We start from the raw sequence: 17100 nt of genomic DNA on the forward strand, positions 1-17100 counted from the left end.
ATATCTTATTTGTTTCTTTTCGATGTGAAACAGCCCCGTATTTATATATGCCAACGTAGATTGTCACCTGCTCTTCCGATCACTCAACTGCGATCCCCAGGCTTGGTTCAAGGAGGGCAGCGGCAGGCGTTCAGGAGCGGAAGCAAGCAAAAGCCCCGGCCTATAAGGCCGGGGCTCTGTGAGCGAGACTTCGTCAGATGACGAAGAAGTCCTTGTAGGTGAGCTTGAGGTTCTTGCTCAGCTGGGCAAACTCCACAGCTTCCCTCGAGCCGGAGCCGTCCGCATCGTAGGAGAGCACGCCTGTCTTCTTGTTGTAGATCAGGTAGTCGTCCCGCTCCCGGGCCTTGCTGCCGATGGTGAAGAACTCCTTGTCCAGCTGCGTCGGGTCGGACATCGTCCCGCTGCCGAGCTTCTTGAAGATGGCATTGTCGAGCAGGAAGCTGTCGTCCGCGACCTTGAAGTCGACGACGGTGTCGAAGTTCACCTTGCGGTCTGTCGCTGCGGACCCGAGCTTCGAGTCGAACACGAAGGCATCGCTGCCCGAGTTGCCATAGAGCCGGTCGTTGCCGGATCCACCATTGATCACGTCATCGCCGGACCCGCCATAGACCCGGTCATTGCCGCTATTTCCGTAGACCCAGTCGTTCCCGGAGCCGCCTTCGACCCTGTCGTGCCCGGACCCGCCATAGACCTGGTCGTTGCCGAAGCTGCCATAGACCTTGTCGTTGCCGGAGCCCCCGTTGACCCAGTCGTTGCCGGACCCGCCATGAACCAGGTCGTGGCCGCTGTCGCCATAAACGCGGTCGTCGTCGCCATCGCCATAGACTTTGTCGTTGCCGGTGCCCCCGTAGAGCTTGTCGTTGCCGCTGCCGCCCTTGACCGTATCGTTGCCGCCTTGAGCCCTGATGGTGTCGTCGATGTTGTCCCGGCCGTTGAGCTTCTCGGATCGGTTCTTGCCGGTCTGGGAGGCGACATCATTGCCCGTGTTGGCCGGGGGAGGCGGAGGCGGGACATAAGTCGGGATCCAGTCGTCGCCGACGAGTTTGCCGTCGGCGAACTGCAGAACCTCGACATTGAGAAGAGTGTCCGTGCCTTCGGTCGTGCCGGCAACGGTCCGGTTCGTGAGGCTGCCGGCGATCGTATAGTTCACGCGGTTGCCGGAGAATACGGCCGTGTCGTTTCCTGCGCCGCCGTCCAGCGTGTCGTTGCCAGCTCCGCCGCGCATCGTGTCGTTACCGTCGAGACCATAAAGCTTGTTGTGTGCGCTATTGCCGACGATCACATTGTCGATCTGATTTCCTGCGCCTTCGATGGCCCATTTCGCGAGCGGGTCAGCAGGGTTGGCCGGATCGATCAGCCAAAGGTTCTCGACGTTTGCAGTCAGGGGGCTGGCAGGGCTGAAGGCGCGCGAGCTGACGATCGTGTCGGTTCCCTCACCCGCCGCTTCGATGACGACATCTCCGGAGTGATCGACATAATAGATGTCGTCACCTGATCCACCGCGCATCGTGTCGGCTCCGAGGCCGCCGTTCAGGATGTTGTTGCCGGCGTTGCCACTAAGCACGTTGGCAGCAGTGTTGCCCATTCCACTGAGGTTGGCTGTTCCAAGCAGCGTCAGCTCCTCGACCTCATCCCCAAGGATGTAGCTGACGCTGCTGAAAACGCGATCGTAGCCGCCCAGGCCACCATCGAATTTTTCAACCACCACATCGCCATCGTTGTCGACGACGTAGACGTCATCTCCGGTGCCGCCGACCATGGAATCCGCACCAGTGCCGCCATCCAGATAGTCGTTGCCCGCACCGCCCTTCAGAGTGTCGTTTCCTCCGGCGCCGAAGATCGTGTCTGCGCCGCCGAGGCCCTCCAGGTTGTTCGCCGCATTGTTGCCGGTGACGACGTTATCAAGATCGTTTCCGTATCCATTGATGGCTGCTGTTCCAGTCAATGTCAGGTGTTCGACATTGGCGCCAAGGGTGTGCTTGGCCGAAGCAAAGACATGATCGGTGCCTTCGCCAGCCTTTTCGATGACAACGTCACCATCCTTGTTGACGATATAGGTATCGTCACCCTTGCCACCAGCCATGGTATCGACGCCGGCAGAACCGGTGAGCGTATCATTGCCGTCGGTAGCAATGCCGCCCGTGACGTTGCCTGCGATCTGGGTCCCTGTGGGGCCGCCCGATGTGTTCGTAGGCTCCTCACGGATGGCGTAGCGCGCATCCTCCGGGTTGATGAAGTTGTTCAGGACCTGCGTGCCCTTCGAATAGTAGGTCTTAAGAGGATTGGTGTTCGGGTTGTTGTCAGGGTTTCCGTCCGGATAGTCCTCACGCGGGCGGATCTGAACTTCGTCGTAGGCGCCTTTGGTCTCCTGCGAATTGCTCGAGATGAAGTTATCCTTCACGACCGTGTTGATCGAACCCTCGATCCGTACGCCCTGCCGTGCGTTGTCATGGATGTTGGCACCCATGATCGTCACGTTATCAGAGAGTTTGACCAGAATGCCCTCGCGGGTGTTGCCGTAGTATTCACCCCCGATGATCTGAACGTTGGTGACATGGGCGATCTCAGCCTCGGTGCCCCGCTGGATGTCGCCACGCTGGACGACGATGCCCGCGCCGCCGGTTGCCCCCGTGCCATTGCTATGGGCGGTATTGTTCTCCAGAACGATGTCTTTCGAGGCATTCTGGATGTTGAATCCGTGGCGATCGTTGGCGTACGAGACATTGTTCGCGTAGACGCCGCCCACGACTCCATCGGCAACGAAACCATCAAGCCCGTTATGATGTGCTGTGGAGTTCGTGACCTTCAGGTTGTATGTGATTTCATGCGGATTGATGCCGTATGCCGAGCAGTTCCTCGCCTCGACATTGTCGAGGGTAATATTCGTCTGCAGCTTGCCGGATTCTTCTTTTGTGCCGCAGATGAAGCCGGCCTGGTGTCCGATGTTGTTGGCCCGGTTTCCATCGATCACCAAGTTGGAGATGGTGACATTGTCGACCGTATCCAGAGCTGTTCGGACAATGCCGTTGATCCTCGCGTTGAAGTTATCTTCAAGCTTGATCACAGTGTCGCGGTTGCCGGAGCCTGTCAGCTCGACACCCGACAGGAGCTCGATGGCGCCTGCCGAGGCATTGGTCTTGTCGCCGGTGACCACCCAGGTTCCAGCGCCGAGTTGCACCGTGACTTGGCCCGCGGAAGGATTGGCCAGATACAATTTGTTGGCTTGTGCGATGGCCTCTTTGATCCTGGCGACGTTTTCGGCAGGATTGGTCGAAGGATTGTTGACTACAATGGTGGTCATTCGCGATGTCCTTGCATGCTCGGTTTGGGCGAGTTGGATTTGTCGCGAGCGCCGCCGTCACCAGACAGCGGTCTGATGTGCGATCCGAAGAACCATTCAGGGTTGGATGTCGCCGCTCGCGTGGGCTTTATTCAGGACGGGGTCCGGCCCGATCTGAGTGGGTAACGTTGCCGCGAAGGCGGTATGCCCGTTCCGGCTTCGAGACGAACGCGGATCTCGTCCCGCGTAGATTCATGAGCATAATGGCGGTTTCCTCATCGGTAGCTGCCTGGTTGCTCAGAATTAGATAGGCATTCCATGGAAATCGGAATGGATGCATTTTGTATGTCTTCCGGAATTTCGAGTTAATTATTCCGGCAGTTTGTGCGAAGCTAATGCTATTGGCTTATACTCCCTACCCCGAAGGGATCGAAGACTTTAGCCTTGAAGTTCGAAGACTAATTGCCAAGCTTGAAGGACACCCTCACTTGAGCGCGTCGAAGAGCTGCCCTGAACATTGGGCAACGAGGATCAGGAGAAGAACTCCGATGAACCAGAGCCAGGAACCGCGCCGCTGAGGCTGGGCCTGCGGGCGCGGCGATGGCTCACTATGGGGACCGATGAGCGGCACGGGAGGCAAGGGCAGGCGTTCGATCAGTTCGGCCGATGTGGCCGGAATGCTGCCGGCCATTCCGATGAACCGGAAGCTGACCGGGATACCGCCCACGAAGCCGACCTCGGCCGGCTGAGTCACGGTCTGGTAGCGAACCCACCAATATTCCTTGCGATCGTCCATGCTGCATCCGTCCATGTCTGACAGGCTACTCTAACGTCTATCGGCGTCGGGTTGATCTGGAAATCCGGCTGCAATAGAGCCACCATGAACATAGTGCTGAGCGGCTATTCCTGGAGATTTCATGAACGTTCTCGTTACGGGCGGAGCTGGATATATCGGCGGCCATATGGTCTTGGCCCTGCTCGACGCCGGGCACAGGCCCATCGTGTTCGACAACCTGTCGACCGGGTTCCGTTGGTCCGTGCCGGAGGGCGTGCCGCTCGTCGTGGGTGATATCGGCGATTTCGAGCTGGTTCTGCGCACCCTGCAGGCCTACCAGATCGACGCCATCGCGCATTTTGCCGCGAAGCTGGTGGTGCCCGAATCCGTGGCGGATCCTTTGGGCTATTACCTCAACAACACCGTCAAGAGCCGCTCCCTCATGGCTGCCGCGGTGGCGGCCGGGGTCGAGAAGTTCGTCTTCTCCTCGACGGCGGCCGTCTACGGCAATGCCTCCGACAAGCCGCTCGGCGAGGATGCGCCGCTGGCGCCTCTCTCTCCCTATGGCAGCTCCAAGCAGCTGACCGAGGTGATGCTGCGCGATGTCGCGACAGCCCACGACATGCGCTACGTGATCCTGCGCTACTTCAATGTGGCGGGATCCGACCCCGCCATGCGCCACGGCCAGTCGACGGCCAATGCCACGCATCTCATCAAGGTGGCGATCCAGACCGCCCTGGGCATGCGCTCCCACATGGAGGTTTTCGGCTCCGACTATCCGACGCCGGATGGAACCTGCATCCGTGACTACATCCACGTGACCGATCTGATCGCCGCCCACATGCTCGCCCTGAACCATCTCGACCAGGGAGGGGAGAGCCTCGTGGTGAATTGCGGCTACGGGCACGGCTATTCGGTGTCCGAGGTGATCGAGACGGTCCGCAAGGTCTCCGGAAAGCCCGTGGAGGCGCGGTTTGCGCCCCGGCGGGCGGGCGATCCGGTGACGATCGTGGCGGATTCGGCCCGCATCCGCTCCCGGCTGGGCTGGGAGCCGCGCCATGACGACCTCGCCAGCATCGTGGATCACTCCCTGCGTTGGGAGAGCATGCTCCGGGAGCGAAATCTCAAGCTGTAGAGACCTGCGAAACCATTGGCCGCGCTAAGAACAGGTTAAGAACCTTTCCGTCAAATGCTGTCCCAGCGCAGGCCGATTCCCGGCCGGCAAAGACGGAAGGGCAGGGGCATGGACAGGGGTGCAGGCGTCAACGGAGTTCTGCTGCTGAACCGCCTTTTGCTGGCGGGCTGCTTCCTGCCCGCAGCCATCGGGCGCGCCATGAACATCTCCGGCTTTGCCGCCACACTGACCATGAAGGGCATGCCCTACGGGGATGTGGTGGCGACCGTCGTCGTCATGGCAGAGGTCTTCGGGCCTCTAGCCTTGGTTCTGGGCTTGGCACCGCGCCTAAGCGCTTCCATCCTGATCGCCGCCCTCGTGGTGACCACCGGAACCCTGCACCGCTTCTGGGACTACGGCGGGCTCACGCGGCAGGCGGAACAAGCCGTGTTCCTCTCCCATCTCGGGGTTCTCGCGGGACTTCTCTTCTACACCCTCACGGGACCCGGCGCCTGGAGCTGGCAGGCCTGGTGGAAGGGCATCGGCAGCCCATCGAAGCCAGCCGCCAAGGCCAAGAAGCGTCAGCCCTCACGTCCGCGCACCCCGAAGCCACGTCCGGCGCCCGTTCGTCAGACCGTGGATGACGATGAGCTGGCGGATGCCGCCTGACGCGAGTCGCTCATCCGGTCAGGGTTCCTGCCTTCATTCAGCCTCTTATCTAAGCCATAAACCCTTGTCAGGCCGTGCTTTTGCGCACCGGCCTTCATGCTTTTTCAGGTTAGCAGTGGCGTCATGCTCCATTCGTCCTCGCGTTGCATTCTCGGTCTCGTTCTTGCCCTGGCGTGCGTGTCCCCGGTTGCCGCCCAGCAGCCCTCCGATCCACTGACCCGGTTCCTGGACGGCGTCTTCAAGAAGCCGGCCCCTCCCGCAAGCGCCCCCCAGGCTGCTCCTCAGGCTGAGCCCGCTGCACCGGCCACGCGGCCGAGCCCGCAGGCTCAACCCCGCCCGCAGCCGAGAGCGGCCGCTCCGAAGCCGCCGGCTTCCGCGCCGCAAAAGGCCGCACAGCCGAGGCCGCAGCCTGCGCCTCAGACGGCGTCAAAACCCGAGGCGAAGCCCCAGGCTCCTGCCGCCGTGTCCGAAAAGCCAGCCGCTCAGCCGCCTGCGCCCGAGCCCCAGAAGCCGGCCCCTCCGCCGCCCGTGCAGACGGCAGAACCGCCCAAGCCGGCTGAGGCACCGCCTCCGGCCAAGGTTGCCGAGCCGCCGAAGCCTGCGCGCTCGACCCCGGTTCAGGCCGCTCCTGCCGTGACGGCCGTGGCGGCACCCGCATCGGCCCCGACGCCGAGCTCCCCTCCCGGGCCGAAATCACCCGAGGAGGCCCTCGACCGGGTGAATGCCTATTTCAACAGCATCGACCAACTGTCGGCCTACTTCGTGCAGAAGAACCCCAACGGCCAGCAGGCCGAAGGCAATCTCTCCATGCGCCGTCCGGGCCAGTTCCACTTCGCCTATGCGCCGCCGAGCACCCTCGAGGTGGTCTCCGACGGACGCAACGTGGCGATCCGCGACAAGAAGCTCGGCACCAACGATGTCTATCCCGTCGCCCAGACGCCCCTGAAGTTCCTCGTGCAGGACAATATCGACCTGTCGCGGGACACCAAGGTCCGCGACGTGCAGGTGGGCCGCGACGGCGTGGTGACCGTCCGGTTCGACGACAGCGCCACCCTCGGCGGCACGTCCAAGATTACGCTTCGCTTCGACACCCGGGCCAATGCGCTCAAAGCGTGGACCATCGTCGACGCCCAGGGCTACGAGACTACCGTGACCTTGTCTGGCCTCAACGCAACCTATCGCCGGGATGCCCGGGCCGGTCAGTAACCCGTTCTGGTGGACAGGGCAGGTTTTTGGCCGCCGGGGTCTAGCACGGGCGCGATTTCCGGCTAGAACTCCGCCTGCCGCCGTCCCGGTGCGGCGCGTCAAAGATCCTTGGCAGGTGAGCATGGTGGATAAAGCAGCCCTTGGAGCCTATGCGGGTTACGTCCTCGAGGACGCCACCATTCCGGAGCTGCCGAACCACTACCGCGGCAAGGTGCGCGATAATTACGACCTGCCGGATGGGCGCCGCATCATCATCGCGTCCGACCGCCTGAGCGCCTTCGACCGCAACCTCGCGGCCATTCCGCTCAAAGGTCAGGTGCTGACCCAGACGGCGAAGTTCTGGTTCGAGGCCACCGCCGACATCTGCCCCAACCACGTCATCGAATACCCGGACCCGAACGTGCTGATCGGGCGCAGGCTCACCATTCTGCCGGTCGAGATCGTGGTGCGCGACTATCTTGCCGGTACCACAGGCACCTCGATCCTCTCCCTCTACAAGAAGGGCGAGCGCGAGATGTACGGCGTCCGTCTGCCCGATGGCATGCGCGACAACGAAAAGCTGCCGCAGACCATCATCACGCCGACGAGCAAGGCCTTCCACGGCGGCCACGACGAGCCGCTGACACCCGCCGAGATCGTCGAACAGAACCTGCTAACTCGGGAGCAGTGGCAAACGGTTTCGAACTATGCCCTCACGCTCTTCGCGAAGGGCCGGGAGATGGCCCGCGAGCGCGGCCTCATCCTCGTCGACACGAAGTACGAATTCGGCATCGACGAGAACGGCACCATCATGATCGCCGACGAGATCCACACACCGGACTCAAGCCGCTACTGGTTCCTGGAGAGCTACCAGCAGCGTTTCGAGGCAGGCGAGCGCCCCGAGAGCTTCGACAAGGATTTCGTCCGGAACTGGGTGGTGGCGCGCTGCGATCCCTACAAGGACGACGTTCCGGAGATCCCGCAGGACGTGGTCCTGGAGACCGCGCGGGTCTATATCGACGCCTTTGAGCGGATTACAGGCCAGACCTTTGCACTGCCAGATCCGAACGTGCCGGTGCTGGAGCGCATTCGCCGGAATTTGAAGGCCTATTTTTGAAGCCGGTTGACGATCCGGCCTCCTGCTCATAAGAATGCACCCATGATCACCGGTCGCACCTCTTTCACGAACTATTATACGCCGTCCCCATAGGGCGGCTCCGTTCGGTTGCGACCAGACGTTCGATGCCGCCGCTCTCCGGCGGCATCTTCATTTGGTGATCAGGTCTCCGGGCAGCGGCTCCCGCCAATCCCAGGAGACAGACATGAACACCCCGAAATCCGAATTCCTGAAGACGCTCACCGAGCGTGGCTTCATCCATCAATGCACCGATCTGACGGCCCTCGACGAGCGTCTCTCGGCCGGGGCGGTTGCGGCCTATATCGGCTTCGACGCCACGGCCGACAGCCTTCACGTGGGAAGCCTCGTGCAGATCATGACCCTGCGCTGGCTGCAGAAGTGTGGTCATAAGCCGGTGGTGCTCATCGGCGGCGGCACCTCGCAGATCGGCGACCCGAGTTTTCGCGATGCGAGCCGGCCTCTGCTCGATGCCGAGCAGATCGCCCGGAACGCCACGGGCCTGAAGCAGGTCTTCTCCCGCTACCTCGCGTTCGGCGATGGGCCGACGGACGCCGTGATGGTGGACAATGCCGACTGGCTCGATCCGCTGCGCTACCTGCCTTTCCTGCGCGACTTCGGCACGCATTTCACGATCAACCGGATGCTGAGCTTCGACAGCGTGCGCCAGCGGTTGGAGCGTGAGCAGCCGCTCACGCTGCTCGAGTTCAACTACATGGTGCTCCAAGCCTTCGACTTTCTCGAGTTGTCACGCCACCATGCCTGCGTGCTGCAGATGGGCGGTTCGGACCAGTGGGGCAACATCGTCAACGGCATCGAGCTCGCCCGTCGCATCGACCAGCGCCAGCTGTTCGGCCTGACGACGCCGCTGATCACCACCTCGACCGGGTCGAAAATGGGCAAGACGGCAAGCGGCGCGATGTGGCTCAATGCCGAGCGCCTGAGTCCTTACGAGTTCTGGCAGTTCTGGCGCAATACGGAGGATGACGACGTGGCTCGCTTCCTGCGCCTCTTCACCGAATTGCCCCTCAGCGAGGTGCAGAGACTCGGCCAGCTGAAAGGTGCCGAGATCAACGAGGCGAAGCAGATCCTGGCCACCGAGGCGACGCGGCTTGCCCATGGCGAGCAGGCCGCGCGGGATGCTGCGGAAACGGCGCGCAGGACCTTCGAGGAGGGGGAGCATGCCGCCGGACTTCCGAGCATCGGCCTCACCCGCGGCGAACTCGATTCCGGCGTGACCGTCGCGCAGCTTCTCGTCCGCGCGGGCCTGTCGGCCTCCAAGAGCGAGGCTCGCCGTCTCGTGCTCAACAACGGGGCGAGGCTCAATGGAGCACTCGTGGAGGACGCGGATTCTCCCGTCACGGCAGCCGATCTCACCGAGGGAGCCTTGAAGCTCACCGCCGGCAAGAAGCGGCACGTCCTCGTGCAGGTGGGCAATTGATACTTACGGGGGAACGGTGGCCTGTTCAGGGCCACCGTTCCCGATGCCCGGATGCGAGGTGAGAAACGCTTTCACCGTCTTGGCCACCGCCCGCGTCCGCTCAATCGGGAGCATATGGGTTTCGCGCTCGAACAGCTTCAGTTGGGAGCGGGGGATCAGGCGTGCGGTCTCCTCCATGGCTTCCACGTCGAAGAACGGATCCCTCGTGCCCCCGACGATGAGCGTGGGAGCCTGGATGCGGGCGAGCCATGTGGAATCTCGGCCGAAATCCTCGCCCGCAATGGCATGGAGCCCGCGCACGATGATGGCAGGCTCGTTCATGGTCTCATGCAGGCGATGGCGCTCCTGGCGAAAGCGCAGGCGAAGGAGCCAGTTCAGCCACGGGCGGCGAAACACCAGGCCGAACTCGTCGAGAAAGCCCTCGAAATCGCCCCGCCAGGCACATTCGATCTGTCGGTCGATGCTGCGGCAGCCCTCGGGCGAGAAGCGATGCGCGCTCACCATGAGGATCATCTCCCTGACGAGGCTGGGATGTTCCGCAGCAAGCCGCGTGGCGACGAAGCCGCCGAAGGATATGCCCATGACGGTGGCAGGGCCGACTTCGTCCAGCAGGATGCGCGAGATGTCTCCCACGATCGTGTCGATGCTTTGATCTGCCGGAGGGGAGGGGTCGTATCCCAGGATGTAGATCGTTCTGTTCCGGGGCAGAAGACGGGCAATGCGCCTGGCATCGCGCAAGGCACGTGCGGGCGTCGGCCGTCTGACAAAAGCCTGCCCGCCATTGAGCACGACGATGGGTTTGGGTCCTGAACCGACCCTCACGTAGGGAATTTTGTTCAGGAATAGACCTGTTTGGGAGTCCTTCATGATGGAACTGCGAATGTCGGAAGCAGCCGCGACGGACCTTTTCGGATCGCACCAGGACAGCTGCTGAAATGGGAAACCGTCTGCCCGCAGGATGGTCGCCACCAACTCGAGCGACAGGCTGCATCAGCCATAGGGCCGAAGCGGCATGGGAGGGCAGGAATGGAGCCGGCGGACACTGGAAGAGTGGCGACGGCTGGCGGCCGGGACAGTGTCCCTAATCCCGGCTCGCCCATACGTCAACTGGGCTGCTGCGCGATTGGGTCAAACTTTGAACGAAACCGCCGGCAGGGCCTCAACGGCAGGACGGGCGAACAGGAACCCCTGGAACAGGTTGATGCCGGCGCTTCTCAAGGTCGCAAGCTCCGCCTCCGTTTCGATGCCTTCGGCGATGATCGTGATGTCGAGCGAGCGGGCGATCACCAGGATGCCGGCGATGATGGCCTGACGGGCCGCGGAATCCGTGATCCCGCGGATCAGCTCCATGTCGATCTTGATGAGGTCGGTCTGGAAGTTGGCGAGAAGGTTCAGGCCGGCGTGACCGGCGCCGAAATCGTCGATGGCCGTGATGAAGCCGAGGCGCCTGTATTCCGCGATGATCCTGGCGACGTGCTTCGTATCCGCCATGCGCTCGTTCTCGGTGAACTCGAACATGATGCGCTTCATGTCGAAGCCGACGCGGCGTGCGGTTTCGAGGGATGTCCTGATGCAGGCGGCCGGCTCATAGACGGCGTTCGGCATGAAGTTGATGGAGAGCTTCGTGTCTTCCGCTGCCGGAAAGAGGCGTCCTGCCAGTTCGATGGCCTTCACCCGGCAGGCCTGGTCGAACTTGTACTGCCGCACTTCATCGACCTGGCTCAGGATGGCTCCGGCGGACTCGCCCTTGGTGCCGCGCACGAGCGCCTCGTAGCCCCAGACGACCCCTCGCGTGAGATCGACGATCGGGTGGAAGGCCATGGTGAAGTCGAATGGAAGCGGCTCGCCATTTCGGCATCCCTGACATCCCGGCGTCGTATCTCTCACAGGCGCTTCCGTGCGGTTACTAAAGAATTGCACGGACCATCATGGGCAATATTTCTTGCGATTGCCCTAACGTCATCACAAAGAGGGCTGCGATATCCCGTGACGGATCATCGCCGCGTCGCGGCCATCTGAAGGTCTTCCTTCCCTTGTTGAGCCGCAGGGCTCGAGGAACGCTCATCCTCGGCTTTGTGCCTGTCCCAAGGCCAGCGCCCCTCGATCTCGACTTCGAGGGAGAAGCTCAGGAACGTTCGGATCAGCACGATGCCGCCGAGGATCAGGAGGCTCTGGAGCGACGGCTCTATGGCGACCGTGTTGATGATGTCGGCCGCCACCAGAAATTCGAGCCCGAGCAGGATGGCCCGGCCCAGATTTGAGCGGTACAGTGTGAAGGCTTCGGATCCCGAGCGGCCCCGCAGGACCTGCCAGAGAACGGCGATGCTGGCGCCGAGAAGGCCGAGGACGATGACAGCAATCCCGCTGACCTCGATGGCGTGCGTCATCAGCTTCAGCGCTGAGGGAAACCATTTGTCCATGGGGGCTCCTGTGCCTTATGTCCTGCACAGAGTCATAGGACAGCCCGCGGAAGCCTCCAGGGGCTCAGGTCTCAGGTGAAGCCTGGCTTGCTCGGCAGCCCCATGCGCTTGAACATCATGACCACCGGGCACAGACCCGTAAACGAGGCCTGCACCAGATGGGCACCGAGGATGCCGGTGAGCCAGAGCCAGTTCAAATTCACATAAACGGCGAGCAGCACGCTGAGGATGATGAGCCCGCCCACGGTCAGAAGGATTGCGCGTTCCACAGTCATGACCATGCCTCCAGCAGAGACGGGGGATCCTACACCTTAGGCGTCGAAGGTCACTTAAGAAAAAGGGCTAGCCGGCGGCCAGCCCTTTTCTCCCGATCTATTGGTGCAGGCGCCGTCAGAACGCCGACGACACCCGCATCTCGTCCTCGACGTCGAAGAGGCGCTGTCCCTGCATCACGACCACGGGCGAGCCCACGGGCACGCGGTTGTAGAGGTCGATGATGTCCTGGTTGAAGAGGCGAATGCAGCCGCTCGACACGGACTGGCCGATGGACCACGGCTCGGTGGTGCCATGGATGCGATACATGGTATCGCGACCGTCGTCGTAGAGGTAGAGAGCGCGCGCGCCGAGCGGGTTGCTCAGGCCGCCCTCCATGCCGCCGGCCCAGCGGGCGTTGCGTTCCGGCTCGCGCTTGATCATCGACGCGGTGGGCGTCCAGCGCGGCCATTGTGCCTTGCGGCCGATGCGGGCGCGGCCGCTCCACGCGAGGCCCTCCTTGCCGACGCCGATGCCATAGCGGATCGCGCGGCCGCCCTCGCGCACCAGGTAGAGATAGCGGGACTGCGTATCGACCACGATGGTGCCGGGCTCCTCGCGGCCGTAATAGGCAACCTCACGGCGCAGAAAGCGGGGATCGACCTCGGAAATATCGGTGGCCGGAAGCGGATGAGCTTCGTCGGGGCGGGGCCCATACATCGCCGCATAGGCGGGATCGATGCGTCGCACGGCCTGTTGCGGGGGCGGCTGGGTGGAGACGCAAGCCGCCAGGGCGACGGGAAGAAGCAGGACAAGGGCGCGAACGGCTCTGCGCAACAAGGATCGGCTCGGGGCCAGTGCAGCAAACATCAGTGGGGCAACCTGCAGTTTCTGGTTATTGGCATCATCCGCCGGCCCTGGTGGGTGGCGGTACTCCTCAAGAGACATAGTTCCAGGAGTGACGAGAAGGTGAATCTTCGGTGGCCGGAATGTGGCAGAGTGCGCCTGTGGTTTGCAAGACACAGTCTTTTGAACAGGATGATCCAATACGAGAGACATGAGTTAACCTCCCGACAAGGTCCGATAAGGTCTCTGCTCCGATCCAGCTTTCAAGCGAGTGCTTTGATGCAACCCCCTTCCATCCAGATGCTCACGATCTGCGGCATCTCGGAACTGCCTGAGCAGCGCGAGCGGTCCGTGAGCCATGTGCTGTCGATTCTCGACCCGGACCATCCGGACCCCGAGGCTTTTGGAGCCTATGATCCTCACCACAGAACGATCCTGCGCTTCCATGACATCATCAACCCCATCGAGGGCATGATTCTGCCTGCGCCTGAGCATGTGGAGGCGGTGCTGCGCTTCGGCGACGAGGTCGCTCAGGATCGTGGCGAAGGGGCCGAGGGACATCTGCTCGTTCACTGCCACATGGGCGTGTCGCGCTCGACGGCCGCGATGCTGACGCTCATGGCCCAGACGCATCCGGAGGAGAGCGACGACAGGCTCTTCGAACGATTGGTCGAGATCCGTCCTCAGGCATGGCCGAATTCGCTCATGATCGAGTTTGCCGACGGGCTTCTGTCCCGCAACGGGCGGCTCGTGGACAGCCTGCGCCGGCATTACGGACGTCAGATCCGCCGGATGCCCCGCTATGAGCAGCTCATGCGCGATCTCGGACGTGGCCGCGAGGTGGAGATGGCGGTCTGATGGCCGCCATCCGCATCAGGCCTGTCGTGCCGGGGCCTTGCCCAGGACGCCGAACTTTGCATCCGGCTTGACGTGACCTTCTCCGATCTCGTCGTTGGCCAGCTCCTCCAGGATCGGGCAATGCGGACGCGTGTCGCCATGACAGTTCGTGGCGAGATGCTTCAGGGTCGAGGCCATCTCCTGCAATTCGCGGATCTTGCGCTCGAGCACGCTCACATGTTCCAGCGCGATGGCCTTCACGTCCTTGCTCGCCCGCTCGCGATCCTGCCAGAGCGACACGAGATCGGCGATCTGCTCGACGGAAAAGCCGAGATCCCGCGACCGGCGGATGAAGCGCAGGGTATGCACGTCATGATCCGAATAGACCCGGTATCCGGCTTCCGTCCTGACGGTCTTCGGGATCAGCCCGATGGATTCGTAGTAGCGGATCATCTTGGCGGAGACGCCGGAGGCTTGGGCGGCCTGTCCGATATTCATGCGACACCTTCGACGGTCTGAGCGGCAGGGGCGGTGCCCTGCACGGAGGGAACGGGAGCCTTGAAGCCGCGCAGCCTCAGGGCATTGCCGAGAACGAAGACGCTGGAGAGCGCCATGGCGCCCGCCGCGAAGATCGGCGAGAGCAGGATGCCGTTGACCGGATACAGCGCGCCCGCGGCCACCGGGATCAGCAGCACGTTGTAGGCGAAGGCCCAGAACAGGTTCTGGCCGATGTTGCGGATCGTCGCCTTCGACAGCGCAATGGCATTCACCACGCCGCGCACGTCGCCCGACATGAGCACCACGTCGGCGCTCTCGATGGCGATGTCCGTGCCGGTGCCGATGGCGAGGCCGATATCGGCCTCGGCCAGCGCCGGCGCGTCGTTGATGCCGTCGCCCACGAAGGCAACCTTGCCGTGGGTTGCGCGCAGCCGCTTCACCACTTCGACCTTGCCCTCGGGGAGCACTTCGGCCACCACCTCGTCGATGCCGATCCGCCGGGCGATGGCTTCGGCCGTCCTGCGGTTGTCGCCGGTGATCATGGCTACCTTCAGCCCGAGAGCATGGAGAGCCGCGATGGCCTCGGGGGTCGACGGCTTGATCGGGTCGGCGACTGCAATGATGGCCGCAAGCCTGCCGTCGATGGCGGCATAGAGCGGGCTCTTGCCCTCGGTTCCGAGGCGGGCGGCCGTGTCGGCAAAGTCCGTGATGGAGAGCCCGAGCTTCGTCATGAAGCGATCCGCGCCCACATCGACTTTCCGGCCCTCGACCATGGCCGAGACGCCGAAGCCGGGCACGGCCTCGAAGCTGTCGGTGGAGGGCAGAGCGAGACCGCGCTTCTCGGCAGCGGCCACGATGGCCTGGGCGATCGGGTGCTCGGAGCGGGCTTCCACGGCGGCGACGAGCCTCAGCGCCTCCGCCTCGGAGACGCTCGGAGCGGTCGCGAAATCGGTCAGCTCCGGGCGCCCTTGAGTCAGGGTGCCGGTCTTGTCGAGGGCGACGACGCCGACCTCCTTCAGGCTCTGCAGCGCCTCGCCCTGGCGGAACAGCACGCCGAGTTCCGCCGCCCGGCCGGTGCCGACCATGATCGACGTGGGGGTGGCCAGTCCCATGGCGCACGGGCAGGCGATGATCAGCACGGCCACCGCATTGACCAGCGCGAATGTGAGCGCCGGTTCCGGACCGAAAACGAGCCAGACCAGGAACGTGAGGGCAGCGGCCGCCATCACGGCCGGCACGAACCAGGCCGTCACCCGGTTGACCAGCGCCTGGATCGGCAGCTTGGATCCTTGCGCCTGCTCCACCATGCGGATGATCTGCGCCAGCACCGTCTCAGAACCGATGCGGGTGGCCTGGAAGGTGAAGCTGCCGGTCTTGTTGATGGTGCCGCCGACGACCTCGGCGCCTTGAGCCTTCTGCACCGGTACCGGCTCGCCGGTGATCATCGACTCGTCCACGAAGGAGGAGCCTTCCACGACCTCGCCATCGACCGGGATCTTCTCACCCGGACGAACCTGAACGACATCGCCGGCGAGCACCTGATCGAGCGGGATCTCAAGGGCCTGGCCGTCGCGCATCACGCGGGCGGTCTTGGCCTGCAGGCCCATGAGGTGCTTGATCGCCTCGGAGGTGCGCCCCTTCGCCTTGGCCTCCAAGTAGCGTCCCAGCAGGATCAGGCTCACGATGACGGCAGCGGCCTCGTAATAGACGTTGGCCATGCCGGCGGGCAGGAGGCCCGGCAGGAAGGTCGCCACCACCGAATAGGCATAGGCCGCGCTGGTGCCGAGTACCACGAGGGAGTTCATGTCCGGCGACCAGCGCAGGAGAGCCGGCACGCCCTTACGGAAGAAGCGCAGCCCCGGCCCGAACAGCACAAGGGTGGTGAGCGCGAATTGCAGATACCAGCTCGTGCGATGCCCGAGCGTCCCCATCACCCAGTCATGGATGGACGGGATGAAGTGTGAGCCCATTTCGAGGGCGAAGACGGGCAGGGTGAGGATGGCTGCAACGGCGAGAGAGCGCTGGAGGCCGGAGATCTCCTCCTCCCGAGCAATCCGCTCCCGGTCTGTGTGATCACTGTCCTGCCGCAGCGCCTCGGCCTCGTAGCCGGTGTGTTCGACGGCGCCGATCAAACGGCCCACCATGTCCGCTCCGCCGAGGTAGCGGATGGAGGCGCGCTCGGTGGCAAGGTTGACGCTGGCCTCCAGCACGCCGGGAACACGCTTGAGCGCCTTCTCGACGCGGCCCACGCAGGAGGCGCAGGTCATGCCATCGATCTTCAGCTCGACGGTGCTGTCGTCGGGCTCATAGCCTGCCGTACGGATCGCCTCGGCGACGGCGGCGCGATCGGCCCCAGCCGGGCCGAATTCCACATGGGCCCGCTCGGTCGCAAGATTGACATTGGCGGCGCTCACGCCCTCGACCGACCGGATCGCCTTCTCGACCCGATTCACGCAGGAGGCGCAGGTCATGCCCTGGATGGGAATGTCGATTGCGTCGGTGGGGGCTGGCTTGCCGGCGGTCATGAGGAATCTCCTGATCCTGATATGGGGAGCAGGTTTAGTCCTTCCAATGATGGGAAGGTCAAGCGCCTTGGGAAGCCGGCCCTCTAAGCCTCCCGGTCTCTGGAACCGGGCTTGAAGCAGAGT

Annotated in this window: 15 protein-coding genes; 6 read left to right on the plus strand and 9 right to left on the minus strand. The window is 63.1% G+C overall.

Features of this window, described 5'->3' with window-relative positions:
• Positions 1-193: 193 nt before the first annotated feature.
• Together MA07_RS31160 and MA07_RS06895 are read right to left on the minus strand one after the other, a co-directional pair.
• Positions 194-3301, minus strand: coding sequence for a NosD domain-containing protein (locus MA07_RS31160; RefSeq protein WP_036348445.1), 3108 nt, complete (start codon positions 3299-3301; stop codon positions 194-196).
• 463 nt (positions 3302-3764) lie between these two features.
• Positions 3765-4076, minus strand: a complete 312-nt coding sequence (locus tag MA07_RS06895; RefSeq protein WP_036348448.1) for a hypothetical protein — start codon at positions 4074-4076, stop codon at positions 3765-3767.
• Between the two features lie 121 nt (positions 4077-4197).
• Here MA07_RS06895 and galE point away from each other — a divergent pair, with 121 nt between their 5' ends.
• From galE to tyrS, 5 genes are all read left to right on the plus strand, one after another.
• A complete protein-coding gene (gene galE, locus MA07_RS06900) occupies positions 4198-5190 on the plus strand; it encodes a UDP-glucose 4-epimerase GalE (protein ID WP_036348450.1) in 993 nt (330 codons plus the stop codon).
• A gap of 108 nt (positions 5191-5298) precedes the next feature.
• Positions 5299-5838, plus strand: coding sequence for a DoxX family protein (locus MA07_RS06905; protein ID WP_052002903.1), 540 nt, complete (start codon positions 5299-5301; stop codon positions 5836-5838).
• A gap of 123 nt (positions 5839-5961) precedes the next feature.
• The gene (locus MA07_RS31165; protein WP_052002904.1) at positions 5962-7044 is read left to right on the plus strand and encodes an outer membrane lipoprotein carrier protein LolA; all 1083 of its coding nucleotides are present in this window, start codon (positions 5962-5964) and stop codon (positions 7042-7044) included.
• A gap of 121 nt (positions 7045-7165) precedes the next feature.
• The gene (locus MA07_RS06915) at positions 7166-8140 is read left to right on the plus strand and encodes a phosphoribosylaminoimidazolesuccinocarboxamide synthase (RefSeq protein ID WP_200879333.1); all 975 of its coding nucleotides are present in this window, start codon (positions 7166-7168) and stop codon (positions 8138-8140) included.
• 205 nt (positions 8141-8345) lie between these two features.
• Positions 8346-9599: a tyrosine--tRNA ligase gene (tyrS, locus tag MA07_RS06920; RefSeq protein WP_036348451.1), complete on the plus strand. Its 1254-nt coding sequence runs from the start codon at positions 8346-8348 to the stop codon at positions 9597-9599.
• 3 nt (positions 9600-9602) lie between these two features.
• Here tyrS and MA07_RS06925 read toward each other — a convergent pair whose 3' ends face one another.
• The 5 genes from MA07_RS06925 to MA07_RS06945 all read right to left on the minus strand — a co-directional run bounded on the left by MA07_RS06925 (position 9603) and on the right by MA07_RS06945 (position 13141).
• Entirely contained in the window at positions 9603-10466 is an 864-nt protein-coding gene (locus MA07_RS06925) for an alpha/beta hydrolase (protein ID WP_152568758.1), read from the minus strand.
• Positions 10467-10727: 261 nt separating this feature from the next.
• On the minus strand, positions 10728-11420 hold the full coding sequence (locus MA07_RS06930) for an EAL domain-containing protein (protein ID WP_081928816.1): 693 nt from the start codon (positions 11418-11420) through the stop codon (positions 10728-10730).
• 173 nt (positions 11421-11593) lie between these two features.
• Positions 11594-12019, minus strand: coding sequence for a DUF1622 domain-containing protein (locus MA07_RS06935; protein WP_052002906.1), 426 nt, complete (start codon positions 12017-12019; stop codon positions 11594-11596).
• Between the two features lie 71 nt (positions 12020-12090).
• Positions 12091-12294 carry a DUF2892 domain-containing protein gene (locus MA07_RS06940; RefSeq protein WP_036348626.1) on the minus strand — a complete coding sequence of 68 codons (204 nt, stop codon included), beginning with the start codon at positions 12292-12294 and terminating at the stop codon, positions 12091-12093.
• Positions 12295-12409: 115 nt separating this feature from the next.
• Positions 12410-13141: a L,D-transpeptidase gene (locus MA07_RS06945; protein ID WP_052002907.1), complete on the minus strand. Its 732-nt coding sequence runs from the start codon at positions 13139-13141 to the stop codon at positions 12410-12412.
• 255 nt (positions 13142-13396) lie between these two features.
• Here MA07_RS06945 and MA07_RS06950 point away from each other — a divergent pair, with 255 nt between their 5' ends.
• Entirely contained in the window at positions 13397-13975 is a 579-nt protein-coding gene (locus MA07_RS06950) for a protein-tyrosine phosphatase family protein (protein ID WP_036348458.1), read from the plus strand.
• Between the two features lie 15 nt (positions 13976-13990).
• Here MA07_RS06950 and cueR read toward each other — a convergent pair whose 3' ends face one another.
• Both cueR and MA07_RS06960 read right to left on the minus strand, forming a co-directional pair.
• Positions 13991-14452: a Cu(I)-responsive transcriptional regulator gene (gene cueR / locus MA07_RS06955; protein ID WP_036348460.1), complete on the minus strand. Its 462-nt coding sequence runs from the start codon at positions 14450-14452 to the stop codon at positions 13991-13993.
• A complete protein-coding gene (locus MA07_RS06960) occupies positions 14449-16977 on the minus strand; it encodes a heavy metal translocating P-type ATPase (RefSeq protein ID WP_036348462.1) in 2529 nt (842 codons plus the stop codon). Before MA07_RS06960 ends, cueR begins: the two co-directional genes overlap by 4 nt.
• Between the last annotated feature and the right edge of the window lie 123 nt (positions 16978-17100).

This window comes from Microvirga sp. BSC39, assembly GCF_000739015.1.
Classification (GTDB): Bacteria; Pseudomonadota; Alphaproteobacteria; order Rhizobiales; family Beijerinckiaceae; genus Microvirga.

Excerpts from the sequence above, each read along its gene's own strand:
- MA07_RS31160 (WP_036348445.1), bottom strand. The coding sequence starts at position 3,301 with ATGACCACCATTGTAGTCAACAATCCTTCGACCAATCCTGCCGAAAAC.
- MA07_RS06895 (WP_036348448.1), bottom strand. The coding sequence starts at position 4,076 with ATGGACGATCGCAAGGAATATTGGTGGGTTCGCTACCAGACCGTGACT.
- galE (WP_036348450.1), top strand. The coding sequence starts at position 4,198 with ATGAACGTTCTCGTTACGGGCGGAGCTGGATATATCGGCGGCCATATG.
- MA07_RS06905 (WP_052002903.1), top strand. The coding sequence starts at position 5,299 with ATGGACAGGGGTGCAGGCGTCAACGGAGTTCTGCTGCTGAACCGCCTT.
- MA07_RS31165 (WP_052002904.1), top strand. The coding sequence starts at position 5,962 with ATGCTCCATTCGTCCTCGCGTTGCATTCTCGGTCTCGTTCTTGCCCTG.
- MA07_RS06915 (WP_200879333.1), top strand. The coding sequence starts at position 7,166 with ATGGTGGATAAAGCAGCCCTTGGAGCCTATGCGGGTTACGTCCTCGAG.
- tyrS (WP_036348451.1), top strand. The coding sequence starts at position 8,346 with ATGAACACCCCGAAATCCGAATTCCTGAAGACGCTCACCGAGCGTGGC.
- MA07_RS06925 (WP_152568758.1), bottom strand. The coding sequence starts at position 10,466 with ATGAAGGACTCCCAAACAGGTCTATTCCTGAACAAAATTCCCTACGTG.
- MA07_RS06930 (WP_081928816.1), bottom strand. The coding sequence starts at position 11,420 with ATGGCCTTCCACCCGATCGTCGATCTCACGCGAGGGGTCGTCTGGGGC.
- MA07_RS06935 (WP_052002906.1), bottom strand. The coding sequence starts at position 12,019 with ATGGACAAATGGTTTCCCTCAGCGCTGAAGCTGATGACGCACGCCATC.
- MA07_RS06940 (WP_036348626.1), bottom strand. The coding sequence starts at position 12,294 with ATGACTGTGGAACGCGCAATCCTTCTGACCGTGGGCGGGCTCATCATC.
- MA07_RS06945 (WP_052002907.1), bottom strand. The coding sequence starts at position 13,141 with ATGTTTGCTGCACTGGCCCCGAGCCGATCCTTGTTGCGCAGAGCCGTT.
- MA07_RS06950 (WP_036348458.1), top strand. The coding sequence starts at position 13,397 with ATGCAACCCCCTTCCATCCAGATGCTCACGATCTGCGGCATCTCGGAA.
- cueR (WP_036348460.1), bottom strand. The coding sequence starts at position 14,452 with ATGAATATCGGACAGGCCGCCCAAGCCTCCGGCGTCTCCGCCAAGATG.
- MA07_RS06960 (WP_036348462.1), bottom strand. The coding sequence starts at position 16,977 with ATGACCGCCGGCAAGCCAGCCCCCACCGACGCAATCGACATTCCCATC.